Genomic DNA, 24,773 nt, shown 5'->3' with positions numbered 1-24,773 from the left:
TCCCTTACGACCTAGCTTTCCGTTCTGAACTTAGGTGCTCCCTCTAGGCCTGTGAGTTTGATGCCGCCATAGTCCGGCATAGCGTATTTCAGAGGAACAATTTTTACTTTACGCCGCTCACCCCATCGTTTGATGGTCCATAGGTTTCCATATGTTCTAACTTTAGACCCGTACATTCGGTTGTTCGTCAGTTCCTTTATTATGGAACGATTCTCACCATATCCAGTTTCTCAGCCGCGCGGCATATCCGTTGGCATACCTTATTCGAATGGCTCTAGCCTCCGTTCTGCCGACTCCACCTGTACTTCATACCCCATGACCTGTCAGCCATGACGCACGCAGGAGTATTGGCGGGATGGTTTCAGGAAACATGGTTCCGTCATTCCCATCCTCGGTTGTAAAGTTAAGATTAATGTTTTAATCTCCTGCATTTCACGCTGTTAGGCGCTTATAGCAGAACTTGTCGTACAACTCCGTTAGTTTAAACAGTATGGTTTTACTTACAAGCTCTTACAAATTCCAAAAACAATTTATTGTTATTAGCGTCAAACTTGTAATTGAACTCTGGATGCCACTGCACCGCTAAGATAAATTTTTTATCTGGCATGACAACTGCTTCTATTAAACCATCTTCAGCCTTTGCCGCAGTCACTAACTGTTCGGATATTTTCTTAATACCCTGGTGATGATAACTATTTACTCTTAGAGAATCCGTTTGAAAAATTCGATAAAGCAGGGTGTCTTTTACTATGTATACATTGTGAACGGGTTCAGTGTAAGGTGGTTTTTGTTTATGATCAATTTTAACGGTTACGCTTAGTTGAGTTGGAATATCCTGATATAAAGTTCCGCCTAGCAAGGCGTTAAATAATTGCAGGCCGCGACAAATCCCTAACGCTGGCTTATCCAATTCTGTTACTTGTTTAAATAGAATCGACTCCATAATATCGCGTTCATCGCACATTTCCCCGCAACCATCTTCTACTTCTTCACCATATAACTCTGGGTTAATATCATGACCGCCTGTAAAGAGAAAACCATCAAACGTATTGGCTATTTTTAAGATTATCTCCGCGTCTGAGGTCAACGGCAACATGATCGGGATTCCACCAGCATCTTCAATTCCTTTCATATAACCTGGCAGCATCCAATAGCTTTCTTTTTCCTTATCATATAAAGGCAAGACTCCAATTATAGGTTTCACCACTCGTTTACCCTCCTCCTTTCTCTAATTCTCTCGACATCAAACGCTAAAACCGCCCGTTGTCGAATACTCTGCCGCGCACGTAAACGTAGGCGTCTTTGACGATTTGCCGCGCCTCCTCGTCATTGCCGGCGAGCAATGCATCATAGATGGATTTATTCAGCTTGTTGGCTGAGTAATGCTTAATATGAGGCGTCAATTTATAGTTAATGTAAGAGGCCATGGCGATTTTATCGACGTACGCATCCATGATGGCAATCATTGCATGATTGTTTATCGAGGACACGATCACTCTATTGAATAATAAAGTATTTTGTATATATGTGAAATAATCTTCGGCTCTTTCTGCCTCGAACTGCCGTTCCAGGCACTCCTCCAGCCTTTTCATATCAATCGAGTTATTGCGTTCATTCTTCACATCGATCGCATAGACGAGCAGCGACATCATGGCTTCATACATATCCAGCATTTCCTTGCCGCTGACTTCCTTCACCAGTACGCCGCGGTTTTTAAGCGATACGACAAAGCCCTCCGATTCCAAATGGGTAATGGCATTGCGAATGGGCGTGCGGCTCATTTGCAGCTCTTCCGCCAGCTCGTTTTCCGATAATAGCGTTCCCGGCATCAAGCTTCCGCTTACGATCCTTTCGCGCAGCTTCGTATAAGCCGTATTCATAAGCGATTGCGATGTCATAGCATGATTTCCTTTCCATTCGTAGTTGCTCTTCATTTCCTTAACTTCATCTTAACAGTGTAACTTTCCACTTCGCAACTCGATTTCGAATTTAACAAAATCTCAAAACTGCGCAAACACAGCATTTACATTCAACTTGTATTCTAGTTGCGTACCACAATTATATTTAGGAGGTTATCCCCTGTGCTAAAGAAAACAAGCTTGCAAATCGCTCTAGTTATTACATCCATAATGATCGTTCTGGCTGGTTGCGGACAAAAGGTTAACAACGGTTCAAGCGAAAGCGGCAATTCAGGTACAACCGGAAATGCCGGCGCAGAGGAAGCGGCTGCGGCGACGGAATGGCCGGAGGTGCTCCGCATCGGCAACCTGCCGATGGAGGATGGCGAGATGTCGCGCAGCGCCGATCAGTTCGCGAAGGATCTTGGTGAATATTTGGGCATTAAAGTAGAGACGTTTGAAGGCGAAGATTACAACATGATGATCGAGGCGATGCGTTCCCAAAAAATCGACGTTACGACCTACGGCCCGTTCGGATATATTATTGCGGTTGAAAGAAGCGGCGCGAAGCTGCTCGCGGCAATGAATAACGGTCCCGGCACCGAAGGGACCAGCGTCATTATCGTACCTAAGGATTCGCCGGCACAATCGATCAAGGATTTGAAGGGCAAAAACTTTCTGTTTGCCGACCCGGCTTCAACGACAGGACATCTGTACCCGCGTGCGACAATTATGAGGGAGCTGGGCATTACGAACGATGAGATCGCGACTTATTTCAGCAATGTATCGTTCTCCGGCGGACACGATAAATCGCTCCTGGCCATTGCGAACGGCGATGCGGACGGCGCGGCAACGTGCAGCCAATGCATAGAAATGATCGCGGGCGCAGGCCTTATTAAAGCCGAAGACGTTCGTGTCATTGCGGAATCCGACCCCATTGCGGGCGGCGGCGCTTTGGCTTACCGCGGCGACCTGCCTGCGGATCTCGTGGAGAAAATGCGCGAGTTTGCGCTCGGTTACGGCGAGAAGAATCCGGAATATTTTAAGGCGATGGGCGCGGCGGGCTTTTTCCCTGCCGAGGATGCGGATTTTGACGGCGTTCGCGATGTAGCGAAGAAGCTCAACATGTCGCCAGAGGAAATGCTGAAATAAGAATAAAAGTCTCGAAGCGGAGGGCAAAGGAAATGACATTGCTGCAGGTAGAAAACTTGAAGAAAGTGTATGCGGACGGAACGGCTGCGCTTGGCGGCATCGATTTCAAGGTTGAAGCGGGCGAATTCATCGCGGTCATCGGACCAAGCGGAGCGGGCAAGAGCACGTTGCTTCGCTGCTTGAATCAAATGGTGGGGCCAACCTCCGGGAAGGTGATTTTTCAAGGGGCGGACACCATAAACGCGGGCAATCGGAAGCTGCGGCAAATTCGCCGGGAGATGGGCATGATCTTTCAAGGGTTTAACCTCGTTGAGCGGGTATCTGTTCTGACCAATGTCCTCCACGGCCGACTCGGCTATATGAGCTGGCGCGGTGCGCTGGGCTTATATTCAAAATCGGATATTCAAGAGGCGACGCGTTTGCTTGAACGCGTCGGTCTCGGCGAACAGATCCATAAGCGGGCCGATGAGCTCAGCGGCGGGCAGCAGCAGCGGGTTGGCATTGCGCGGGCATTGGCGCAGAAGCCGAAGCTTATACTCGCGGATGAGCCGATCGCAAGTCTTGATCCGGCGGCGTCCGAGGTGGTCATGAACAGCTTGTACACATTTTGCAAAGAGGACGGCATTGCTTGCTTATGCAACCTCCATCAGGTGGACATGGCCAAGAAATACGCTACGCGCATTATCGGCATCTATAAAGGCACCAAGGTATTTGACGGTACGCCCGAGCAGCTGACCGATGAAATGATCGAGCTCATTTACAACCAGAACAAGGGTGGCGGAGCCGATGGCTTAAGTGCCGGCGAGGGCGTGAACGATTCTAGCCGCGGACTGCCTGTCCAGAAGGAGACGGTACTCGCATGAAGGGCGAACAGCTGCAAAGGGTACGCCGCACCAAACGGAATCAGCTGCTTTTATTTCTTATCATTTTAGCGGTGTTGACCATTTGGTCGGCAGTTGGCACCGATTTTACGCCGGGTGCGCTATGGGGCGGCATCGGCGATGGAGCGCGCTTCCTGTTCGTTGATTTGATGCCGCCAAACGTTTCAGAATTTCCGGGCTTGATCCAGCCGGCATTAGATACGATCTATATGAGCTTTGTCGCTATGGTTATCGGCTCCGTTATCGCCGGCTTGCTGTCGATATTCGCAGCGGCTACGACCTCGCCGCATCCCGCGCTCCAGATCGGGCTGCGCGCCTTCTCGGCCATGTTTCGCAATATTCCCGTCATCATATGGACGATATTGCTCGTGGCCTCCTTCGGACTCGGAAAGCTTGTCGGCACGCTGTCGCTGCTCATCGTCTCGATCGGGATGCTGGTCCGCTGTTACGCAGAATCGCTCGAAGAGATCGATATGGGCCAGATCGAAGCGCTGCGCTCGACGGGCGCCAGCTACTGGCAAATCATAACGCAAGCGGTGCTGCCGCAATTTATGCCCAGCCTGGTAGGCTGGTCGCTTTATAACCTGGAAATCAACGTACGGGCTTCGACGATTGTCGGCATGGTTGGAGGCGGAGGACTTGGCTTTACGATTCAATCCGGCATGAAGCTGTTTCAATATAAAGAGGTCAGCATGGCTGTGCTGCTCGTGCTGTGCATCGTACTCGTGACCGAATTCATGACGAATCGAATCAGGGAGCGGATTATCTAATGGTTAACCTATCGAAAGTAAACATACGCGGGGCCAAGCCGAATCGCGCCTCCAAGTCGAAGAATAACCGTTCTTTGAAAATGTACGGTGTAATCGGCGGATTATTTTTTATCTTCAGCCTCATTCAATTACAGCTTGATTACTCGCGCTTACTGCCCGGCATACTCAAATTTGGAAAGACAGCCTTGTTGATGTTTCCGCCGGATGCTTCGGAGTGGACGCATGTACTGCTAGCCGCCGTAGAATCGGTTCAGGTTGCGATACTTGGCACGGTTCTTGGCATTATCCTTGCTTTCTTCCTGGCCTTTCTCGCTGCGGACAATATCGCGCCCAACCGCGTTATAAGCTGGTTGATCCGCAGTCTGGCTTCCTTGCTGCGCGCCATTCCGACGCTTATTTGGGCGCTGATCTTCATCGTCGCGGTGGGTATGGGGCCGCTGCCCGGCGTGCTTGCCATAACGGTCGGAGCCGTTGGCAGCTTGATAAAAGTATTCGCCCAATCGCTGGAAGAGGTGGATGAGGGCGTGATTGAGGCGCTTCGCTCGACGGGTGCAAGCTGGCTCCAAATCGTTCTTCAGGGCGTATTGCCCGTTGCCTTGTCAGCGTTGTTTGCGTGGTGCGTCATGCGCTTCGAGGGCGATCTGGCTGAATCGACGATACTCGGCGCCGTTGGTGCCGGTGGAATCGGATATGAGCTGTCGCATGCGATGCGAAGCTATCAATTCGACCAGGCCTTGTTTGTCGGATTTGTTATTTTCATGATGGTCTTCAGTGTGGAGCTCGTCTCGAACCGGTTGAAGCTCAAAATGAGAAAGCGCGCATAGCAAGAGAATGGCATATGAACATAGAGGAGACAACGGTAATGAGCATTGGTCAGACGCTTGTAAAGACAGATATAATAGAAGTGATGCTGGAACGCTTCGGGCAAAATCAAATTCGCATTTCATGGCATCCGAAGGCGATGGTGTCGAAGGTATCGCTCTTTCGCGCTTCCGAGCCGCATTTTGACGAATCGTCGGCGCATTTGATCGCGGTTGTGACGCAAGGCGGCCATTGGACCTTTCAGGACCCGCAGCCGGCGGCGCGGGGCTACTATTTTGTTAAGTTCAGCGAAGATTTTATCGTGACGGTGGCGGATCGCATGCTGCCGCTGCAAGGTGCGCTTAATTTCCGCGATATGGGCGGCTATTCCGCGGCCGACGGAAGAAGAGTGAAATGGGGCAAGCTGTTCCGCTCCGCCGAACTTTCGCAATTAACGGCATCGGATATCCTCTATTTGCAGCAGCTGGGCATCGATTGGATTTGCGATTTGCGTACCTCGGAGGAGATTGCGCTGCAGCCCAGCCCTTCCATCGGAAGGGAAAGAAACGAGAATCTATCCTTCATGCCATCGGCAAGTCCCGATTTAATGTCAGCCATGACTGAGATTTCAGAATCGATGCTCGCAGACATGAATCGGCACATGGTAAGCAATACTGCGCTAACGGCAATCATTATGAAGAGGCTGCTTGCAGGCGGCGGAGCACCGGCTTTATTTCACTGTGCGGCGGGCAAGGACAGAACGGGATTTGTATCGGCTGCCGTGCTGCTGGCGGTCGGCGTTCCTCGCGAAACGGTTTTGTACGATTACGCGCTTACGAATCATTTTACCGATAGCTTTAAGGAAAAAATGGCGGCTGCAGGCGGAGGGGCGCACGCGCCGTTCATGAATAAACTGTCGCCCAGCCTTACGCAAGCGTTGATGGAAGCGCGTCCCGCTTACCTGCAGGCCTCTTTCGACGAAATCGATACGAGATACGGCAGCTTCGAGCAATACTGGGAAGAAGGGCTATGCCTGACTTCAAGGGATCGGGAGCGTCTGCAGTCGATGCTTCTCATCTAGGACGACAAGACAGAACCTAGCCAAACACCAGCCCGATAACCGTCAAATATTGAAAAGAAGACGTTTTCCGCGTAACCTTAGCGGAAAGCGTCTTTTGCTGTAAGCGAAGGATGGGTCTCTCCCTTCCGGGCAAAACTGAAGTTACTCGAAGCAATTGTTCAAACTATGTACGAATGGGAGAAACAATAGATGCGAATTTACTCATTTCCGCCAGTTATTGATGAACGGGCGCGCGTACTAATACTCGGAACGGCTCCAAGCGTCAAATCTTTGGAGCATAAGCAATTTTACGGACATCCGCAAAACTTCATGTGGCGCATTATTTATCGCTTGTTCGCCGATTCGGATCCTGATCCCGTTTATGAGAACCGGCTCGTTTTTTTGAAAGAAAATCATTTGGCGCTGTGGGATGTCATCGAATCCTGTGAACGTGAAGGCAGCATGGATGTGAACATAAAGGCTGAGGTTCCGCAGAAGCTGCCGGAGCTGATCGCGAAATATCCGCAGCTGAAATGCTTTGCTTTTAACGGAAGCAAGGCCTACGATACCTTTCTAAAATTTTATCGGGGGCATGAAAGCTTCCGCGATGTCGCGCTGCTCAAGCTTCCTTCCTCGAGCCCGATCCCGACTCCGCGGATGAGAACGCTGGAGGATCGCGTGGAAGCATGGAGCGTAATTGTGCCCTATACAGCAACTTAACCGCGCTCTAGCGTTGAAATTAAGGGGCTTCCTGTATATAGTAGTTACATAAGATTAGACTGAATAATAGGAGAAAGACGATGGGAGAAAGCAACAAAGTCAGAATCACGCTGGAGAGCGTGCAGGACGGAAGCTCGTATTCTCACTCTTATGAAGGCGAGTGGTTCCGCAAGGCGAAGTCCGTGTTTATTCGCTACAGCGAGCCTGCGGACGAGGGTAATCCTAAGGCCGGCGATGTGCGCACACTGCTGCGTTACCGTCCGGAGGAGCTGTCGATCATGCGGCGCGGCGTTATCGAATCGGAGCAGCTGTTCACGCCGGGAATCCGAAGAACGGGCTATTACCGCACGCCGATGACTTCCTTTTCGCTGGAGACGGATACGTCTTTGCTTGCGCTGGAAGCAGACTCCGCCGCGGCTGAAGCGGCTATGGATGCAGGCTTGCCGTCGCAGCTTCCTTTTACAATAGAGTGGCAGTATGAGATGCACGTAAGTGATCAAATGTCGGGTCGTTTCCATATACGGCTCCATATACAGGAGGAACAATATTCATGAATGCAAATGTACTTGAGAAGATGTATGAACAGGTTAAAACGGCCGTCGCCGACGCAGCGGCAGCAGCCGGCCTCGCGGCGCGGGAGGAGCTTCCCGCCATCGTGCTGGAGGTGCCGAAAGATAAGACGCACGGTGATTTGGCAACTAATGCCGCGATGCAATTGACGAAGCTGGCCAAGAAGAACCCGCGTCAAATCGCGGAAGCAATCATTGCTCATTTGGATATGAAGCAAGCTTCGATTCAGTCGGCCGAAATCGCGGGCCCGGGCTTTATTAATTTCCGCATGGATAAGAGCTATCTTTATCCCGTTGTAGGTGAGGCGCTGCAAGCGGGAGACAATTATGGACGCATTGGAGAAGGACAGGGCAAGCGCGTGCAGGTAGAGTTCGTCAGCGCGAACCCGACAGGCAGCCTGCATCTCGGGCATGCGCGCGGCGCGGCAGTAGGCGACGCGCTCTGCAACGTTCTGGATTTTGCTGCATACGATGTAACCCGCGAGTATTATATTAACGATGCAGGCAAACAAGTAGAGAACCTTGCCGTATCGATCGAGGCTCGTTATCGCCAGCAGCTTGGACAAAACGCTGAAATGCCGGAGGACGGCTATTACGGCGAGGATATTATCGGCTTCGCCAAGCTGCTTATCGAGCAGGAGGGCGATAAGCTGCTCGAGCTGCCGGATCAGGAGCGCTTCACGTTCTTCCGTCAGTTTGGCTTGGAGCGGGAGCTGGACAAAATCAAACGAGATCTGGGACGGTTCCGTGTCAGCTTCGACGTATGGTACAGCGAAACCTCGCTATATGAAAGCGGACAGGTAGAGGAAGGGCTTGAAGCGCTGAAAGCATCGGGATATGTATATGAAGAAGAGGGAGCGACGTGGTTGTCCACGATGCCGTTCGGCGACGACAAAAACCGCGTGCTCGTGAAAAATGACGGATCGTACACCTATTTGACACCGGATATCGCCTACCACCGCGACAAGTTCAGCCGCGGCTTTGATCAAATGATCAACATCTGGGGCGCCGATCACCACGGCTATATTCCTCGCGTGAAAGCCGCGATGGAAGCGCTGGGCAATGATCCGAAGAAGCTGACTGTGCTTATCGCGCAGATGGTCAGCCTGTTCCAGAACGGCGAGAAGATGAAAATGTCGAAGCGTACCGGCAAAGCGGTTACGATGGAAGATTTGATGGATGAAGTAGGCGTTGACGCCATACGTTATTTCTTCTCGATGCGCAGCATGGATTCGCATCTTGATTTCGATATGGATCTCGCTATCTCTACTTCAAATGAGAATCCGGTTTTCTATGTACAGTATGCGCATGCCCGGATTTGCAGCATTTTCAGACAAGCGGAGGAGCAAGGGCTCACCCTTAAAGCTTCGGATGAGATTGATTTCGGCAAGCTGACTGCCGAGCATGAATTCGATTTGCTGCGCAAAATCGGCGAGTTACCGCAGGAGGTTTCCGAGGCGGCGGCCCAATATGCTCCGCATCGTCTCATTCGGTATGTCTATGAGCTGGCGTCGCAATTCCATAGCTATTATAGAGCGGAGAGAGTCATAACAGAGGATGCCGAGCAGTCGCAAGCACGCCTTGCCCTGCTTGGAGCCGTTCGCCTTTCCATCGCGAATGTGCTGCGTCTTGTCGGCGTATCGGCGCCTGAGCGGATGTAAGGCTAAAACCATAAAACAAGCCGTGGAATCATGTTTTGTCCACGGCTTGCATCATACGCATAACGTCGAGCTCGCCGATTGTTCGGCGGGCTTTGCTGCCTCTTAAGGGCTGAACAGACCGCTTAATAATGGCTTTAATCTCCGTCGGGGTTAAACCGGGCTTATGCGCGAGAAGCAGAGCGATGGCTCCGCAGACATGCGAAGTAGCCATCGAGGTGCCGCTCATTTCATTATATTTGCCTCTCAGCCAGGCTGAGAGGATTTTGTCTCCCGGAGCATATACATCAATATAGGAGCCTCGGTTGCTGAACGGTGCGACACGGCGAAGCTTATTCGTAGCGCCTACGGCAATGGTTTGCGGATATCTTGCGGGGTAGTCCACCGTGCGCCTTTTCCCGTCATTTCCAGAGGAGGCCACGATAATAACGCCTGCGTTATGCGCATTGATGACGGCGCCAAGCAAAGCTTTGCTTTTGGTTTTCATTCCGAAGCTCATGTTAATGACGTTCATCCGATTTCGTATGCACCATTCGATTCCGAGAATAATATCGGATACGAAGGCGCTGCCATTGTGGTCGAATGCTTTAACGGGGGAGATCAATGCGCGGGGGGCCACGCCAATCATACCTTGCAGCTGATTGGCTGCCGCTATCGTGCCTGCGATATGCGTCCCGTGACCGTTGTCGTCATGCGGAAGCATGCTTCTGTTCAGCAGATTGATTCCTCGCGACAGCGACTGCCTCAGATCGGGGTGACTAAAGTCAACGCCAGTGTCGATGACGCCGACCTTAACCTTATGACCGGTGGTCGTGCCCCAAGCCAGCGGGGCTTTAATTTGATTGACGCCCCAAGGTATTCCTTTTTCAACAGCAGTCGCCGATTTTTGTGTCGAGGCATGCACGCTTATTTTGCAATCTTTCTCAATCCATACACGCCCCGCGAACCGCTCGAGCGTTTCCTCGGCCGGAAGTCGGCAAGCTATTCCTCGAATAATAGGTATATTTCTAATGTTTTGTTGAGGCGATAACGACGAATGGACCGTAGGCATATGCTGTAGGAAGTATCGGTAGTCGCTCACATGCTGAAAGCGAATGATACGCTTTACGGCCGATTTATCCGTGCAAGCCATCGTATCCTGTAACATTCGGATAAAAGCGGTGGTGTCCAAGTTTGGCTTCCCCTCCCGACGGACCATGCTGAACTATTGTATGAACAAGTGCTTCATCCTGCATGAGCAACTTGCCTTTTTTCACATAAATGGGCGACAATCCGTGTCAAAATTCGATAATGGACATAGGATGAACAAAGAGTTCTCAGGGACTCTTACGTCCAAGGTACGTTAGCTCGTGTCGCGGCCGGATGGATACAGTCAAGGCGGAGGGATTATCCCTTCGCTTTTTGCATGGATGTCCAAGCTATGCCCGCAGCGGGACAGGTTGCTTGCTTTTTTAAAGAAAATAGGTTTTACTATACTGTGACTAGCGTATACCGCTTGCATATTAAAGGAATAAATGAATACATAATTTGATTGGCAAGAGAGGATGTATCCATATGAGCAGCAGCAATTTTACGTTAAAGCTGGATCCTGAACGCATGAAGGAAATGCCTATGGTCGATTTGGCGTTTGAGGTGCTGAAAGCGGCCAATACGCCTTACTATTATCGCGATCTAATGATGGAGATCGCTAAAATACGCGGTCTTTCCGCAGACGGAATCAATCAATTTATTGCGCAGGTGTATACAGAGATTAACATTGATGGTCGTTTTGCCTGCGTAGGCAGCAATATGTGGGGACTGAAGCGCTGGTATCCGGTTGAGCGTTCCGAAGATCCTATCGGAAATGCGAAGCGCACGCGCATCATCAACGATGATGACGATTTGGAAGACGAAGATATGTTCGCGGATGAGGAAGATGATTCCTACGCTGAACAAGAAGAGGATTACGACGTATTCGACGAGGATCGCGAAGACTTCGAAGAGGCGGAAGAGGAATCGGAAGTGGATGAGGAAGTTGGCATCGACGAAGAGGATATCGACGAGGAGGAAGTTGACGCCGAGCTCGATTCCGACGACAGCGACGATTCGGAAGACGACGAGGATTTTGAAGACGAGGATGAGGACAACGACAAGTAGTTTGCCTCGCTTCCGTTCCGGCAAGGAAGTCGGTTTAGCTTGACAGGTCCTATAAGCGCAGAGTAAACTATCTCATGGGCTTAAGATTCGGTTAACAAATAACGCATACAAGCGTAAACGGCTGGCGCTACGCATGAACCGTTGGCTGCGATTGTTCGCAGCTCGGTTCTGAGCCGTCCTTTGGCGGCAAAGGCTCGTTTCGCGGTGAGATGTAAGCAGAGCAGAACGTTCGAATTTATGCTCTCTTATATTTTAATATATGCCAAAAAAGGAAAAGTGCCCCGTTGCTGCGGGTGTCACTTTTTTTGTTTGTGGGGGATGGGTCTGCAGGAAACATTCCCACAAACTGGATGGAGGGGCGGAGTGTATCCGCATCCATGTTTATCGAGTAAATGGGCAAACCTAAACATTAACCATAGGAGCTTGGAGGGTATCATCACAGTGACCAAATATATATTTGTAACCGGCGGCGTCGTGTCGTCCTTGGGCAAAGGGATTACAGCGGCCTCGCTCGGACGATTATTGAAGAACAGAGGTCTGAAAGTAACGATTCAAAAGTTCGATCCCTACATCAATGTGGACCCGGGAACGATGAGTCCCTATCAGCACGGTGAAGTATTCGTCACAGATGACGGCGCAGAAACGGATTTGGATCTTGGTCACTACGAGCGTTTCATCGATATTAACTTATCGAAGAACAGCAACGTGACATCGGGCAAAATTTATTCCAACGTCATTACCAAAGAACGCCGCGGCGACTATTTGGGCGGTACGGTTCAGGTTATTCCGCATATTACGAATGAAATTAAGGAACGTGTATTCCGCGCAGGCAAGGAAGCGGGTTCTGATGTTGTCATTACCGAGATCGGCGGCACGGTTGGCGATATCGAGAGCCTTCCGTTCCTGGAAGCGATCCGTCAAATTAAGAGCGACATCGGACGCGATAACGTGATGTACATCCACGTTACGCTTATTCCTTATATTAAAGCGGCAGGCGAAGTCAAGACGAAGCCGACGCAGCATAGCGTAAAGGAATTGCGCAGCATCGGCATTCAGCCGAACGTGATCGTATGCCGCACGGAGCACCCTCTTGCAGAGGATCTGAAGCGGAAAATCGGCCTGTTCTGCGATATCGACGCAAACGCGGTCGTGGAATGCCGTGACGCTTCAACCTTGTACGAAGTGCCGCTGATGCTTCGCGAGGAAGGTCTTGACGAAATCGTTGTCAACCATTTGAAGCTAACGACTGAACAGCCGGATATGCGCGAATGGGAAAGCCTTGTCAAGCGCGTGAAATCCCTCCACAAAACGACTGAGATTGCGATTGTCGGCAAATATGTAGCTTTGCATGATGCCTACCTTAGTATTGTAGAATCGCTTGGACATGCCGGTATTGCTGCAGATGCCGAAGTGAAGCTGCGCTGGTTGAATGCAGAGGAGCTTTCAGAGCAGAACATTGCGGAGCAGCTAAACGGCATTCACGGCATTCTCGTGCCGGGCGGCTTCGGCGATCGCGGTATCGAAGGTAAAATTACGGCAATCAAATATGCCCGCGAAAATAAAATTCCATTTTTCGGCATTTGCCTTGGCATGCAAGTTGCCGTTATCGAATATGCGCGCAACGTGGCCGGGCTTGCAAATGCGAACAGCTCAGAGATCAATTCATCCACGCCGTACCCGGTTATCGATCTGCTTCCGGATCAGAAGGACATCGAAGATATGGGCGGTACGATGCGTCTTGGCTTATATCCTTGCAAGCTTACGCCGGGCACACTCGCGGCTAAGGAATATAACGATGAGCTTGTTTACGAGCGTCACCGTCATCGGTACGAGTTTAACAATGAGTATCGCGAAGCGATAGAATCGGCAGGTCTTCGTATTTCTGGCACATCGCCTGACGGCCGTCTCGTAGAGATGGTGGAAATGGCTGATCACCCGTGGTTTTTGGCTGTGCAATTCCATCCGGAATTCACATCAAGACCGAACCGTCCGCAGCCTTTGTTCCGCGGATTCGTACGAGCGGCGCTCCAATTTGCAGAACAGTAATCGACATTTGCTTGTAATGCCGCATTCTTTAACAGCATCCGATAAGTTTTTCTCTGGACGAGAAGGATTATTTACCCACCTGAGCGAATATATTAACGATTATGGAAGAGTTGGCCATTTATGTTGATGAAGCTTAGTTACGGGAGGTATATCGAGTTGGAGAAGAAGAAAGTGTTGATCGTGGATGATCAGAACGGTATCCGCGTGCTGCTTATGGAAGTGTTCAGCAGTGAGGGGTACAATACGTTCCAAGCGTCTAATGGTAAGCTGGCTTTGGAAATCGTGAAGAACGACGCTCCCGACCTGGTATTGCTGGACATGAAGATTCCTGGTATGGACGGTTTGGAAATTTTAAAGCATGTGAAAGCGATCGATCGTAACATTAAGGTCATCATGATGACAGCATATGGTGAGTTAGATATGATTAAGGAAGCGACTGATCTTGGCGCGCTCATGCACTTTACGAAGCCGTTCGACATCGATGAGATGCGGATTGCGGTTAATATGCAGCTGCGCGGCGGAAATTCGACAAGCCGGTTCGCGATTGGCTCTTAATCTGTGCATCACACGGCATCGTCGCTTTATAAGGGACGGTGTCGTTTTTGTTATTTTTATGCGCAGCGATAAAACAAGCTTTACTATTTCAAGGTGCGATATGTTATAATGACTCAGAATGACAAGTCGGAACGGGCTTGAGAATGAAAGAAAACATTTAGGAGGAAAGACAACTATGCCGTTAGTGTCTATGAATGAATTTTTACCGAAGGCAAAAGCAAACAAATTTGCAGTAGGTCAGTTCAACATGAACAACCTGGAGTTCGCGCAAGCGACTGTCGAAGCTGCTATGGAAGAAAACTCACCGTTTATTTACGGGGTTAGCGAAGGCGCCTTGAAATATATGGGCATCGAATTCACAGTTGCGATGGCTCAAGCCGCTGCGAAGAAATCCGGTCTTCCAATCGCATTGCACCTTGACCACGGCAGCACTTTTGAAGTAGCTATGAAATGTATCCGTGCCGGCTTCTCTTCCGTAATGTTCGATGGTTCCCACTACGGGCTCGAAGAAAACATCGCTCTTACGAAAGAAGTTGTTAAAGCGGCTCGCGCTATGGGCGTATCCGTTGAAGGTGAGCTTGGTACGATCGGCGGCGTTGAGGATGACCTGAGCGTTGACGAAGCTGATGCTACAATGGCAAAGCCGGACGAAGCGATCCGTTTCTACGAAGAAACAGGCGTAGACTGCTTGGCGATCGCTGTAGGTACAGCACATGGTATGTACAAAGGCGAACCTAAAATCCACTATGATATCATCCAAAAAGTAGCCGATGCGATTCCAGTACCGGTTGTTTTGCATGGCGGATCCGGCGTGCCAGACGAAGCGATTCGCTTGTCGATTCAAGCCGGCGTAGGTAAAATCAACGTAAACACAGAAAACCAAGTTGCTTGCACGAACGCAATTCGCGAAGTACTTGCAGCTAACGGTGAAGTATTCGATCCTCGTAAATACATGACACCTGCCCGCAATGCGATGAAGGCTGTTATCCAAGAAAAAATCCGCTTGTTCGGAAGCAACAACCAAGCGTAACAAACAGGAGCAAAGGGATAACAAACCGCCTGATAGCGGCAAGTGTTGACGGCCCCGGTTGTCAGCGCTTGAAATATAAGGGAGTATCAGTTAATTATATACTCGGCTTATATTTCATCGCGAAACGTAAGCTTTTGCCGTCAAAGGACGGCAAAAGCCGTTTGCGCTTGCCTTGGCGGTTTTTCCTTTGTTCTCTTCCAACTAACGGGAGGAACAACAATTAGATGGAGAAATTGATGATACGCGGTGGACGGCCGCTTCGCGGCACCGTTCAAATCAGCGGAGCAAAGAACAGCGCGGTTGCGCTAGTACCGGCAGCCATTCTAGCAGAGACAGAAGTTGTGTTGGACAATTTACCGATTATCAGTGACGTAGCTGTATACAGCGAAATTTTGCAGGAGCTCGGCGCAGTCGTGAAACGCGATGGCGATATGATGCGCATTGATCCCTCTCAGCTTACCTCAAAGCCAATGCCAAACGGTAAAGTGAAGTTGCTGCGTGCGTCATACTATTTAATGGGTGCGATGCTGGGCAGATTCGGTGAAGCGACGATTGGGCTTCCCGGCGGCTGTAACTTCGAGCCGCGGCCGATCGATCAGCATATTAAAGGATTTGAAGCATTGGGCGCTACGGTGACCAATGATCATGGTTCAATAAGAATATCCGCCAAGCAGCTGCGCGGCGCGAAAATTTATCTCGACGTAGCAAGCGTCGGAGCAACAATCAACATTATGCTGGCGGCCTCCCGGGCCGAAGGACTAACGATTATCGAAAATGCGGCAAAAGAGCCTGAAATTATAGATGTAGCTACTCTCCTAAATGCCATGGGCGCAAAAATCAAAGGTGCCGGTACTGAAACGATTCGGATTGAAGGGGTCGATCGGTTGCACGGCTGCCGTCACTCCATTATTCCCGATCGAATTCAAGCCGGTACATACATGATTGCAGCTGCCGCAACGCGCGGCGATGTCCTTATTGATAATGTTATTCCTAAACACTTAGAGGCAATGACGGCAAAGCTCGAAGAGATGGGTGTACAGGTCATTGAAATGGATGAGTCGATCCGAATTATCGGTCGTCCGGACTATACTTCCATTGATGTAAAGGCACTCGTATATCCAGGCTTCGCTACCGATTTACAGTCCCCTATGACGACTCTGCTCACACAGGCGAACGGCGTCAGCATTCTGACCGATTACGTTTACGGCACAAGATTTAAACATGTACCTGAGCTTACTCGCATGGGAGCGAATATCCGCGTAGAAGGCCGCTCGGCTATTATCGAGGGCGGCAAGCTAAATGCTGCCAAGGTTCGCGCGGCTGACCTTCGTGCCGGAGCGGCTCTGGTAGTAGCAGCCTTGACCGTGGAAGAAGGCGTAACGGAAATAACGGGCGTTGAATATATCGACCGGGGTTATGACAACTTAGTAGATAATTTACGCAGATTAGGCGCTGACGTATGGCGCGAAGCGGATACTTCTTCGTAACGGCTAAACGATACGGACGCTGTGGAATATACAGCGTCTAATTCGGCAATGCTGGATAATCAGGCATACGAATCTATTAGATAGACAACCTTTCAATGAAAACTGAATAAAGTGGTGAGAACATGACAGACCTTCAGATCGCGGATCTCGAAGAGATGAAGCTAACCGATTTGTATAAGCTGGCGAAGCAATATCAGATCGCTTATTACGGTACGCTTAAGAAGAAAGAGCTTATATTTGCTATACTGCGCGCGCAAGCGGAGAAGAGCGGCCTTATGTTCATGGAAGGTGTGCTCGACATATTATCGGAGGGCTTTGGATTTTTACGGCCTATTAACTATTTGCCGAGCAAAGAGGATATTTATATTTCGGCCTCGCAAATTCGCAGATTTGACTTGCGAAGCGGAGATCTCGTATCTGGCAAATGCCGTCCTCCGAAAGAAAATGAACGATACTTTGGTTTGCTGCAGGTAAACGCCGTTAATGGCGAAAACCCGGACACAGCATCCGAACGATTGCATTTTCCTGCGCTTACTCCTCTCTATCCAGAAAAGAAGCTGGTGCTTGAGACCACTCAGTCGAAGCTCTCCACTCGAATCATGGATTTGCTTGCGCCTGTCGGGCTCGGACAACGCGGATTGATCGTTGCGCCTCCGAAGACCGGTAAGACATTGCTTCTGAAAGAAATTGCTCACAGTATTTCTGAAAATCGCCCTGACATCGAATTATTTGTTCTGCTCATTGATGAGCGGCCCGAGGAAGTTACCGATATGCAGCGCTCTGTCAAAGGCGAGGTTATCGCTTCGACATTCGACGAGCTGCCGGAAAATCACATTAAAGTGGCTGAGCTCGTACTGGAGCGGGCGCTGCGGCTAGTTGAGCACAAGAAGGATGTTGTTATCTTGATGGATAGCATCACTCGTTTGGCGAGAGCGTATAATTTGGTGATTCCTCCTTCTGGCCGTACGCTTAGCGGCGGTATTGATCCCGCAGCGTTCCACCGGCCAAAACGGTTTTTCGGCTCGGCGCGTAACGTTGAAGAAGGCGGCAGCCTGACCATTCTCGCGACAGCGCTTATTGAAACCGGTTCGCGTATGGATGATATTATTTATGAGGAATTTAAGGGTACGGGGAACATGGAGCTGCATCTCGACCGCAAGCTTTCCGAGCGGCGCATATTTCCGGCTCTCGATATGCGCAGATCAGGCACGCGCCGTGAAGAGATGTTGCTGACGAAGGAAGAACTGGATAAGGTGTGGGCGATTCGCCGCAATATGAATGATTCCTTGGAATTTGTAGATAATTTTCTGAAGAAGCTAAAGGACACCGAGAATAACGAACAGTTTCTCATGTCACTCGATACATCAACGAACGTGAAGCCGGAGCGGCCCGGCATAAAGAGCAGTACACCGACGACGAGCAGGCGGCCTACGCCCAGAACGACGCACGGATCGTAAGACCGCAGGAAGGAGGACATCATGAATCTCGTTTATGCGGATGAACAAGGTAACGTATTCGACCACCCGGATTTTGTCGCTTTGGGAAGAAGCGGCGATATGATTGTTGAGATTATGGAGGAAGAGCTTATTCCTCTGCCGAATGGGGCAACGCTGGTCAGTCTGCCTTTTACAAGGCCGATCGGATTTCATCCGGATACTGGAGAAATGCAGGTAATGCCTGGCGATGTTCAAGCGGTCGGCGCATTGCTGCCGCAAGGGTTTACCCGCTTGTGCTTGCCCGGTTATGTCAAAGCGGACAAAAATGAAAAGCTGCCTCTGTTCGGCTACACGGCTGTCGTTTGGAAAGACGGTCAGTTTTATGTCACCGCCGAGCAGTGCGACGACCCGGAAAAGTGGGATCCGCTTAATTGCGACCGCGGAGAGCTGGGTATTCAGGTAGAGCGTTTGCTTGCCAAATACCCGGAGAATCGTTTGTACAAGCATTTGTCCAATTGTGCTTTGGGTTATGAGTGCTTAACCTCATCCAACACGTTTCTCGGACGCTGGGAGGGAGCGGTTCCCGTTTCGTATTCCTGTAATGCCGGCTGCTTCGGCTGCATTTCGGATCAGCCCGACGACAGCGGTTTTGTCGCTCCGCAGACGCGTATGAATTTTAAACCGACTGTCGATGAAGTAGTGGAGATTATGCTCGAGCATTTGCGCGAGCCGGACTCCATAATCAGCTTCGGTCAAGGCTGCGAGGGCGAACCGTCCACGCAGGCGAGAATTATCGTGGAAGCGATGCAGCGCGTGCGCAGTCAGACCTCGCTCGGCTATATTAACATTAATACGAACGCCGGACTGACTGACTACATGCGCGCGATCGTTGATGCAGGCCTGAATTTGATGCGCGTCAGCACAATCAGCGCGCTTGATGACCACTATAACGCGTACTACAAGCCTCGTGGATACACGCTGAAAAATGTAGAGAAGTCCCTTAAATATGCTTCTGACAAAGGTGTCTACACGTCAATCAACTATTTGATCTTCCCGGGGGTTACCGACCGCGAGGAGGAGATCGAGGCGATGATCGGCTTCGTAAAGCGTACCGGTCTTAAGCTCATTCAGATGCGCAACCTTAATATTGATCCTGAAAGCTACCTTTCCATCATTCCGAAGGCGCAAGGCGAAATTTACGGCATGAAGCAAATGCTCGAAATTTTCCGCGAGGAGCTTCCGGAAGTTGTGATAGGTTCCTACACACATGTTCCTCCTGCTGCCCTGCTCCGTTAGAGCAAGGAAGAGCTGGGAATTTTCGTTAGTGGACATTTATGTATGATTCGTCATTGCAACTGCAAAACAGTTCGTGCTATAATCCGATAAGTGTGATTTTAACTCTGGGTCCGCATGTGGCTCAGGGCAGAAAGAGGTGAACGAGATGAAACAAGGTATTCATCCGACATACCACGTCATTACAGCAACTTGCGCTTGTGGTAACTCCTTCGAGACTGGTTCGATTAAATCGGCCCTTCGCGTAGAGGTTTGTTCCCAATGCCACCCATTCTACACGGGTAAGCAAAAGTTTCTGGATGCCGGCGGCCGCGTCGACCGCTTCAAGAAGAAATACGGTATTTAATATTACGGATCGTTCCGCCTTTATTTGGCAGAATACAAGAACCTCCCTCAGCCATCCTATTGGATAGAAGGGAGGTTTTTTGATTGCATAAAACATCTTTTGAAAAGAGCGAAAAACGTCGATGGAAGCATATTTCGGTGGTAATCATCTGTTTCCTTGCGCTAATAGCGGGAGGCTGCGGCAATAGTAATGAGGAACGAATGAAAACGTATGGCCAAGACGGCTATATGGGCTATACGAATAGTAATCCGAATATGCCTGGGCGACATATGTCGTTGAATTACGAATCGGACGGAAATATGGTGGAGCAGGTATTGAAGCCGATGTCGGGAATTGAACGTACTCAAGTCATTTTTAATGGCACGGCCATGCATGTCAATTTAAAGGTGAATAACAATTTATCTGATACCGAGGTTGATAAGCTGCGTAGAAAAGCCCAAGCTGTTGTCCAGTATAACATGCCGCGTTATGTCGTTCACGTGGAAACAAAGAAATAAAGGCGAAGCTGCAGATGCCACTTTTGTCCACGTGTTGCGCTTTGGGACAAGATCGGATATACTTATTTTTACCGTGCTAGATGGGGAGGTAGCGGTGCCCTGTAACTCGCAATCCGCTGTAGCGAGGTTGAATTCCTGCTTGAGGTAATGCTGATGTAGGGTCTGGCGCTTGCGAGCAGTGTTGACAGCCGGGTCCTCCGCAATGGACGTTTGTGAACCCGGTCAGGTCCGGAAGGAAGCAGCCGTAAGCAAATTAGTTCATGTGCCGGGGGAGTGCCTGGCTCGAGCTGTAGTGCAAGAATGCCGCCTGGGTCGCATTTATCGGGAGCAGGTGCACGGTACAATCATTTTTTTGGAAATAATATCATTCATTGTCATAAGTAGCACCTGTGAACGCTGTACGATTATTCAATCGGAATAGCGGATGCAGGTGTTTTTGCATACATATCTTCATCTGATAGCTATATCGCTCGGTAAAAGAGAGTTTTGCTTGCTGCACAGTTGTTGTATAATAGATAAATCTGAAAGATTTTATCGGGATGGGCTTTTACGCTCGAAATGAAAAGGCAAGTTGAAAGGAAAGGTCTGTGTGTCACATATCGCTTTATACCGAGCCTGGCGTCCGCAGACGTTTCAGGATATGGTCGGACAACAGCATATTATCCAAACCTTGCAGAATGCGATTCGCGAGAATCGCGTATCTCATGCTTACTTGTTTAATGGTCCGCGAGGCACAGGCAAGACGAGCGCTGCGAAGATTTTGGCGAAAGCGGTTAACTGCGAACGCGGTCCAACTGCCGAGCCATGCAATGAATGCAACGCTTGCATAGGTATAACCGCAGGACATATTATGGACGTGATCGAGATCGATGCTGCCTCTAACCGAGGTATTGATGAAATTCGCGATATTCGTGATAAAGTGAGATATGCACCTTCGGAAGTGCGGTTTAAGGTTTATATTATAGATGAAGTACATATGCTTACGGCTGAGGCGTTTAATGCTTTGCTGAAGACGTTAGAGGAGCCGCCGGGTCATGTTATATTTATCTTGGCGACGACTGAACCGCATAAGCTTCCGGCGACGATCATCTCACGCTGCCAGCGTTTTGATTTCCGTCAGGTTTCGCTTGAAGAGCAGAGTGAGCGGTTATTGGAAATTTGCCGTGCGGAAGGCATTCAAGCGAACGGGGACGCGATTGCTTATATCGCCAGGTTGTCAGAGGGCGGTATGCGCGATGCCATCAGTTTACTTGAGCAGGTATCCGCTTTTGGCGGCGACAGCATTACTCTGGAGGCGGCCATTGACGTTACCGGCGGGATGGCGGCCGAACATTTCTATCAACTTGCCGAGGCAGTAAAGGATCGCAATGTCGCCGGGGTTTTGCCTCTTGTCGAAAGCTTGATGCAGGCCGGCAAAAGCGCGGATAAATGTATGGAGAATCTCATTTATTATTTCCGTGATTTGCTCGTTATGAAGCTGGCGCCCCAAGGCGGCGCCGTAACGGAGCGCGTAGTTGATCCCGAACGGTTCAGGGGGATGGCCGAGGCCTTTGCGTCCGAACGATTGTTTGCAATGATCGATACGCTTAATCGTTATCAAGTTGAGCTAAAGCATGCTTCACAGCCGCAAACATTATTTGAGGTTGCATTGATGAAGCTTTGTACGCAAAGCGAAGAACAGCCGAATGGAGAAGGCTCCGCTCGTCACGAATCTGCATCTAGCGAAGCAGTCTCTTCATCCGCTGAGGTCAATCGGTTGCGTCAGCAAGTGGAGGCGCTGGAGCGCAAGCTGGAGCAAGCGTTGCAGTATGGCATAGCAGCCGGATCCGGACAGTCTGGCGAGGGGGGAGCGGTCGCAAGGCAGCCTGCCGCCAATTCGCGTTCCAATGCGGTTCGCAGCTCATTTGGCGGTGGATCTAGCGGTATAGCGCGTTCTTCTGTTAAGCTGGATATATATCTGGCAGCTGCCAAAAATCCGGAATTCAATCAGCTCCGGATGAAGTGGAATGACGTGCTGCAAGGTGTAAAGGATGCGAAAATAACCGTACACGCTTGGTTGAAGGACGGAGAGCCGGTATCCTCTGCCGATGGAGCGGTGCTCGTTGCATTCAAGAATACGATGCATCGCGAAACAACGGAGAAGCCGGCAAATCGGGAAATAATCGAGAAGGTCATGCAGGATGTGTTCGGTGAGCCGCTTCGGCTTGTAACGGTCATGCTGAAAGACTGGCAAGCCGCGGCAGACGGTGCTGGCGAACAGAAGAGCGAGACGTTGCTGCTGGAGCCCGAATCTTCGGGTACGCCGCAGGCTGCCAGTCGGCCTGTTTGGGTCGAAGAGGCAGTAAAGCTTTTTGGCGAAGACTTGGTTGTAGTGAAGGATAACGATTAAATTCTAATGATGAGGTGATTAAGAATGAACAATATGAACCAAATGATGAAGCAAGTGAAAAAAATGCAGGATCAAATGATGAAAGCGCAGGAAGAACTGGAAACGAAAACGGTTGAAGGAACGGCTGGCGGAGGTGTTGTAACCGTAACTGCTAACGGCCATAAGAAGCTTCTTAACATTGCGATCAAACCGGAAGCGGTAGATCCGGACGATGTAGAAATGCTCCAGGACCTCGTGCTTACAGCAGTTAACGACGCTCTAGCGAAAGTGGATGAGCTCGCGAACAAGGATATGGGCAAGTTTACCGGCGGCATGAAAATTCCGGGCTTGTTCTAAGAGTCGGTCGCGCGCTTTCGTTTTGAAAGGAGCTGTACCTTGCTTTGTATTACCCCGAACCGATAGCAAAATTAATTGATGCTTTTACGCGATTGCCGGGCATCGGTCCGAAGACGGCCGCCCGCTTAGCGTTTCATGTGCTTCGAATGAAGGAAGACGACGTAATTGATTTTGCTAAGGCGCTAGTAAGCGTCAAACGCAATTTGTTCTATTGCTCGGTTTGCTGCAACATTACGGATACTGATCCGTGCAGGATATGCCAAGACAAGTCAAGAGACCACTCCGTCATTTGTGTAGTGCAGGATTCGAAGGATCTTGTAGCTATCGAGCGTATGAAGGATTTTCAAGGTCAATACCATGTACTTCAGGGAGCGATTTCTCCTATGGAGGGTATCGGTCCGGATGAAATTCGTATTGCTGAGCTATTGAGAAGGCTAAGCGATGAGCGTGTGCAGGAGCTTATTCTAGCGACCAATCCGAACATAGAAGGCGAAGCGACAGCCATGTATTTATCGCGGCTCGTTAAACCCTTTGGGATTAAAGTTACTCGAATTGCGCATGGACTGCCTGTTGGCGGCGATCTGGAGTATGCTGATGAGGTCACGTTATCCAAGGCGTTAGAGGGCAGACGTGAATTGATCTGATCAATAAACCAAGGCTGCTTGGCATGTTGCCGGAGATAATCACATAAGCATAATGCTCTTCTTTACGGAACGGCAGATCAAGTTTATTCTTGATTTGCCGTTCTTTTATTTTGTATAAAATCCGGTTCAAAACGCAATGACGGCCGTTCATAAACTCGTTCTAATCTTCAGTCCATGCTTATACATATAGGTAAAAGCTTTTAATAGGCGGGACAAGCGGGAGGGAATGCTGGTGACGGATCAGAAGCAAAAAACAGATATTGAAAAAGAAGAGCGTATGGACAGGTTAAGAAAGGAAATCATAGAGGCGCACCAGGAATGGGAAAATGCGAATCGTTATTTTAATTACGCAATCGGCAAGGATCAAGTTGATTATGCCATTTATACGATTATTTCTGCCGAGAAAAGGTATGAAATGCTGTTGCGGGCAGCCAAGCAAATCAAAGGCAACTGGCGGGCATGGGGAGAGGTGATTAAATGAGAGCGGTATGGTTATCTATTTTCATTGCTTCTTCGGTATTATTAATTGCGGTGGTCTTGCGTAATAAGCTTTCATGGAGTTGGCTGCGGGGGTTTTCCCTTCATCTGGTACTGGCTGCGGCGCTGCTGTACGTGTTGAATTATTCTAATCTTATTCCTGATATGTATATTCCGATAAATCCAGTAACAATTGGAACAGTCGTCACGTTAGGAATTCCTGGGGTAGCATTAATCGTGGGGCTGCAATGGGCAGTAGTATGACCTTAATAACATTGATTGATACAAAAGGTTGACTTTGCGAGCGTTTATATGCTACATTAGTTCTCGCCCCAAGAGTAAGCATGCATGCTTGGAAAAAGATTTTTAAAAAAGTACTTGCATTAACTTGGGCGGATGTGATATATTATAAAAGTCGCCGATGAGACACACGCGGTTGACACGAAAGAAAAGATTGCTCTTTGAAAACTGAACAACGAGTGAAACTGCCCTTACGATCCTAACGGATTGTGAGAAAAGCGATAAAAAAGTAATGAGTCATCAAACACCTGAAGCTTTTCTCATCGACATCTCGTCGATGCGAAAACTTCCA

Annotated in this window: 25 protein-coding genes and 1 other RNA gene; 23 read left to right on the top strand and 3 right to left on the bottom strand. The window is 49.7% G+C overall.

Going from position 1 to position 24,773, the window contains the following annotated elements:
* Nucleotides 1–496 precede the first annotated feature (496 nt).
* A complete protein-coding gene (locus L1N85_RS24080) occupies nucleotides 497–1,207 on the bottom strand; it encodes a gamma-glutamyl-gamma-aminobutyrate hydrolase family protein (protein WP_235241575.1) in 711 nt (236 codons plus the stop codon).
* Between the two features lie 43 nt (nucleotides 1,208–1,250).
* Complete coding sequence (locus tag L1N85_RS24075; protein ID WP_235241574.1) at nucleotides 1,251–1,934, bottom strand: GntR family transcriptional regulator; 684 nt, start codon at nucleotides 1,932–1,934, stop codon at nucleotides 1,251–1,253.
* A 147-nt stretch (nucleotides 1,935–2,081) separates the two neighbouring features.
* On the opposite strand from L1N85_RS24075, the gene L1N85_RS24070 reads away from it, so the two are divergent.
* The 8 genes from L1N85_RS24070 (at nucleotide 2,082) to argS (ending at nucleotide 9,512) form a co-directional block, all read left to right on the top strand.
* Entirely contained in the window at nucleotides 2,082–3,050 is a 969-nt protein-coding gene (locus L1N85_RS24070) for a phosphate/phosphite/phosphonate ABC transporter substrate-binding protein (RefSeq protein ID WP_235241573.1), read from the top strand.
* Between the two features lie 32 nt (nucleotides 3,051–3,082).
* On the top strand, nucleotides 3,083–3,913 hold the full coding sequence (gene phnC / locus L1N85_RS24065) for a phosphonate ABC transporter ATP-binding protein (RefSeq protein ID WP_235241572.1): 831 nt from the start codon (nucleotides 3,083–3,085) through the stop codon (nucleotides 3,911–3,913).
* Nucleotides 3,910–4,701, top strand: a complete 792-nt coding sequence (phnE, locus tag L1N85_RS24060; RefSeq protein ID WP_235241571.1) for a phosphonate ABC transporter, permease protein PhnE — start codon at nucleotides 3,910–3,912, stop codon at nucleotides 4,699–4,701. The genes phnC and phnE (L1N85_RS24060) overlap by 4 nt, the downstream gene beginning before the upstream one ends.
* Nucleotides 4,701–5,525: a phosphonate ABC transporter, permease protein PhnE gene (gene phnE, locus L1N85_RS24055; RefSeq protein ID WP_235241570.1), complete on the top strand. Its 825-nt coding sequence runs from the start codon at nucleotides 4,701–4,703 to the stop codon at nucleotides 5,523–5,525. The genes phnE (L1N85_RS24060) and phnE (L1N85_RS24055) overlap by 1 nt, the downstream gene beginning before the upstream one ends.
* Before the next feature lie 38 nt (nucleotides 5,526–5,563).
* On the top strand, nucleotides 5,564–6,583 hold the full coding sequence (locus tag L1N85_RS24050) for a tyrosine-protein phosphatase (RefSeq protein WP_235241569.1): 1,020 nt from the start codon (nucleotides 5,564–5,566) through the stop codon (nucleotides 6,581–6,583).
* Between the two features lie 189 nt (nucleotides 6,584–6,772).
* Complete coding sequence (locus L1N85_RS24045) at nucleotides 6,773–7,282, top strand: DNA-deoxyinosine glycosylase (protein WP_235241568.1); 510 nt, start codon at nucleotides 6,773–6,775, stop codon at nucleotides 7,280–7,282.
* Between the two features lie 80 nt (nucleotides 7,283–7,362).
* Nucleotides 7,363–7,836 (top strand): DUF1934 domain-containing protein, encoded by a 474-nt coding sequence (locus L1N85_RS24040; RefSeq protein WP_235241567.1) that lies wholly within the window; start codon nucleotides 7,363–7,365, stop codon nucleotides 7,834–7,836.
* Nucleotides 7,833–9,512, top strand: a complete 1,680-nt coding sequence (gene argS / locus L1N85_RS24035; protein WP_328285278.1) for an arginine--tRNA ligase — start codon at nucleotides 7,833–7,835, stop codon at nucleotides 9,510–9,512. The genes L1N85_RS24040 and argS overlap by 4 nt, the downstream gene beginning before the upstream one ends.
* 28 nt (nucleotides 9,513–9,540) lie before the next feature.
* On the opposite strand, the gene L1N85_RS24030 is transcribed toward argS, so the two are convergent.
* A complete protein-coding gene (locus tag L1N85_RS24030) occupies nucleotides 9,541–10,680 on the bottom strand; it encodes a S8 family peptidase (RefSeq protein WP_235241566.1) in 1,140 nt (379 codons plus the stop codon).
* A gap of 383 nt (nucleotides 10,681–11,063) precedes the next feature.
* Here L1N85_RS24030 and rpoE point away from each other — a divergent pair, with 383 nt between their 5' ends.
* The 15 genes from rpoE to L1N85_RS23955 all read left to right on the top strand — a co-directional run bounded on the left by rpoE (nucleotide 11,064) and on the right by L1N85_RS23955 (nucleotide 24,445).
* Nucleotides 11,064–11,645 (top strand): DNA-directed RNA polymerase subunit delta, encoded by a 582-nt coding sequence (rpoE, locus tag L1N85_RS24025; RefSeq protein ID WP_235241565.1) that lies wholly within the window; start codon nucleotides 11,064–11,066, stop codon nucleotides 11,643–11,645.
* A gap of 441 nt (nucleotides 11,646–12,086) precedes the next feature.
* The gene (locus L1N85_RS24020; protein WP_235241564.1) at nucleotides 12,087–13,691 is read left to right on the top strand and encodes a CTP synthase; all 1,605 of its coding nucleotides are present in this window, start codon (nucleotides 12,087–12,089) and stop codon (nucleotides 13,689–13,691) included.
* Between the two features lie 156 nt (nucleotides 13,692–13,847).
* A complete protein-coding gene (locus L1N85_RS24015) occupies nucleotides 13,848–14,246 on the top strand; it encodes a response regulator (protein ID WP_110774116.1) in 399 nt (132 codons plus the stop codon).
* Between the two features lie 175 nt (nucleotides 14,247–14,421).
* A complete protein-coding gene (fba, locus tag L1N85_RS24010; protein WP_235241563.1) occupies nucleotides 14,422–15,276 on the top strand; it encodes a class II fructose-1,6-bisphosphate aldolase in 855 nt (284 codons plus the stop codon).
* Nucleotides 15,277–15,500: 224 nt separating this feature from the next.
* Complete coding sequence (locus L1N85_RS24005) at nucleotides 15,501–16,763, top strand: UDP-N-acetylglucosamine 1-carboxyvinyltransferase (RefSeq protein ID WP_235241562.1); 1,263 nt, start codon at nucleotides 15,501–15,503, stop codon at nucleotides 16,761–16,763.
* 122 nt (nucleotides 16,764–16,885) lie between these two features.
* Entirely contained in the window at nucleotides 16,886–18,220 is a 1,335-nt protein-coding gene (gene rho, locus L1N85_RS24000) for a transcription termination factor Rho (RefSeq protein ID WP_235241561.1), read from the top strand.
* Between the two features lie 21 nt (nucleotides 18,221–18,241).
* Nucleotides 18,242–19,495: a radical SAM protein gene (locus tag L1N85_RS23995; protein WP_235241560.1), complete on the top strand. Its 1,254-nt coding sequence runs from the start codon at nucleotides 18,242–18,244 to the stop codon at nucleotides 19,493–19,495.
* 145 nt (nucleotides 19,496–19,640) lie between these two features.
* The gene (gene rpmE, locus L1N85_RS23990) at nucleotides 19,641–19,838 is read left to right on the top strand and encodes a 50S ribosomal protein L31 (RefSeq protein ID WP_224726488.1); all 198 of its coding nucleotides are present in this window, start codon (nucleotides 19,641–19,643) and stop codon (nucleotides 19,836–19,838) included.
* A gap of 83 nt (nucleotides 19,839–19,921) precedes the next feature.
* Nucleotides 19,922–20,335 carry a hypothetical protein gene (locus L1N85_RS23985; RefSeq protein WP_235241559.1) on the top strand — a complete coding sequence of 138 codons (414 nt, stop codon included), beginning with the start codon at nucleotides 19,922–19,924 and terminating at the stop codon, nucleotides 20,333–20,335.
* A gap of 71 nt (nucleotides 20,336–20,406) precedes the next feature.
* An RNA gene (ffs, locus tag L1N85_RS23980) (signal recognition particle sRNA large type) lies at nucleotides 20,407–20,674 on the top strand.
* A gap of 250 nt (nucleotides 20,675–20,924) precedes the next feature.
* Complete coding sequence (gene dnaX / locus L1N85_RS23975; RefSeq protein ID WP_235241558.1) at nucleotides 20,925–22,724, top strand: DNA polymerase III subunit gamma/tau; 1,800 nt, start codon at nucleotides 20,925–20,927, stop codon at nucleotides 22,722–22,724.
* Nucleotides 22,725–22,748: 24 nt separating this feature from the next.
* The gene (locus tag L1N85_RS23970) at nucleotides 22,749–23,060 is read left to right on the top strand and encodes a YbaB/EbfC family nucleoid-associated protein (RefSeq protein WP_235241557.1); all 312 of its coding nucleotides are present in this window, start codon (nucleotides 22,749–22,751) and stop codon (nucleotides 23,058–23,060) included.
* Between the two features lie 44 nt (nucleotides 23,061–23,104).
* On the top strand, nucleotides 23,105–23,704 hold the full coding sequence (gene recR, locus L1N85_RS23965) for a recombination mediator RecR (protein WP_235241556.1): 600 nt from the start codon (nucleotides 23,105–23,107) through the stop codon (nucleotides 23,702–23,704).
* A gap of 232 nt (nucleotides 23,705–23,936) precedes the next feature.
* Nucleotides 23,937–24,185, top strand: coding sequence for a DUF2508 family protein (locus L1N85_RS23960; protein WP_235241555.1), 249 nt, complete (start codon nucleotides 23,937–23,939; stop codon nucleotides 24,183–24,185).
* Entirely contained in the window at nucleotides 24,182–24,445 is a 264-nt protein-coding gene (locus L1N85_RS23955) for a pro-sigmaK processing inhibitor BofA family protein (RefSeq protein WP_235241554.1), read from the top strand. Before L1N85_RS23960 ends, L1N85_RS23955 begins: the two co-directional genes overlap by 4 nt.
* Nucleotides 24,446–24,773: the final 328 nt, after the last annotated feature.

The sequence above is a fragment of the Paenibacillus alkaliterrae genome, assembly GCF_021532375.1.
GTDB lineage: Bacteria > Bacillota > Bacilli > Paenibacillales > Paenibacillaceae > Pristimantibacillus > Pristimantibacillus alkaliterrae.
The sequence above is the reverse complement of the archived record's forward strand: the minus strand, read 5'-3'. Positions and strand labels throughout refer to the sequence as shown.

Excerpts from the sequence above, each read along its gene's own strand:
- L1N85_RS24075 (WP_235241574.1), bottom strand. The coding sequence starts at position 1,934 with ATGAAGAGCAACTACGAATGGAAAGGAAATCATGCTATGACATCGCAA.
- phnC (WP_235241572.1), top strand. The coding sequence starts at position 3,083 with ATGACATTGCTGCAGGTAGAAAACTTGAAGAAAGTGTATGCGGACGGA.
- phnE (WP_235241571.1), top strand. The coding sequence starts at position 3,910 with ATGAAGGGCGAACAGCTGCAAAGGGTACGCCGCACCAAACGGAATCAG.
- phnE (WP_235241570.1), top strand. The coding sequence starts at position 4,701 with ATGGTTAACCTATCGAAAGTAAACATACGCGGGGCCAAGCCGAATCGC.
- L1N85_RS24050 (WP_235241569.1), top strand. The coding sequence starts at position 5,564 with ATGAGCATTGGTCAGACGCTTGTAAAGACAGATATAATAGAAGTGATG.
- L1N85_RS24045 (WP_235241568.1), top strand. The coding sequence starts at position 6,773 with ATGCGAATTTACTCATTTCCGCCAGTTATTGATGAACGGGCGCGCGTA.
- L1N85_RS24040 (WP_235241567.1), top strand. The coding sequence starts at position 7,363 with ATGGGAGAAAGCAACAAAGTCAGAATCACGCTGGAGAGCGTGCAGGAC.
- argS (WP_328285278.1), top strand. The coding sequence starts at position 7,833 with ATGAATGCAAATGTACTTGAGAAGATGTATGAACAGGTTAAAACGGCC.
- rpoE (WP_235241565.1), top strand. The coding sequence starts at position 11,064 with ATGAGCAGCAGCAATTTTACGTTAAAGCTGGATCCTGAACGCATGAAG.
- fba (WP_235241563.1), top strand. The coding sequence starts at position 14,422 with ATGCCGTTAGTGTCTATGAATGAATTTTTACCGAAGGCAAAAGCAAAC.
- L1N85_RS24005 (WP_235241562.1), top strand. The coding sequence starts at position 15,501 with ATGGAGAAATTGATGATACGCGGTGGACGGCCGCTTCGCGGCACCGTT.
- rho (WP_235241561.1), top strand. The coding sequence starts at position 16,886 with ATGACAGACCTTCAGATCGCGGATCTCGAAGAGATGAAGCTAACCGAT.
- L1N85_RS23995 (WP_235241560.1), top strand. The coding sequence starts at position 18,242 with ATGAATCTCGTTTATGCGGATGAACAAGGTAACGTATTCGACCACCCG.
- rpmE (WP_224726488.1), top strand. The coding sequence starts at position 19,641 with ATGAAACAAGGTATTCATCCGACATACCACGTCATTACAGCAACTTGC.
- L1N85_RS23970 (WP_235241557.1), top strand. The coding sequence starts at position 22,749 with ATGAACAATATGAACCAAATGATGAAGCAAGTGAAAAAAATGCAGGAT.
- L1N85_RS23955 (WP_235241554.1), top strand. The coding sequence starts at position 24,182 with ATGAGAGCGGTATGGTTATCTATTTTCATTGCTTCTTCGGTATTATTA.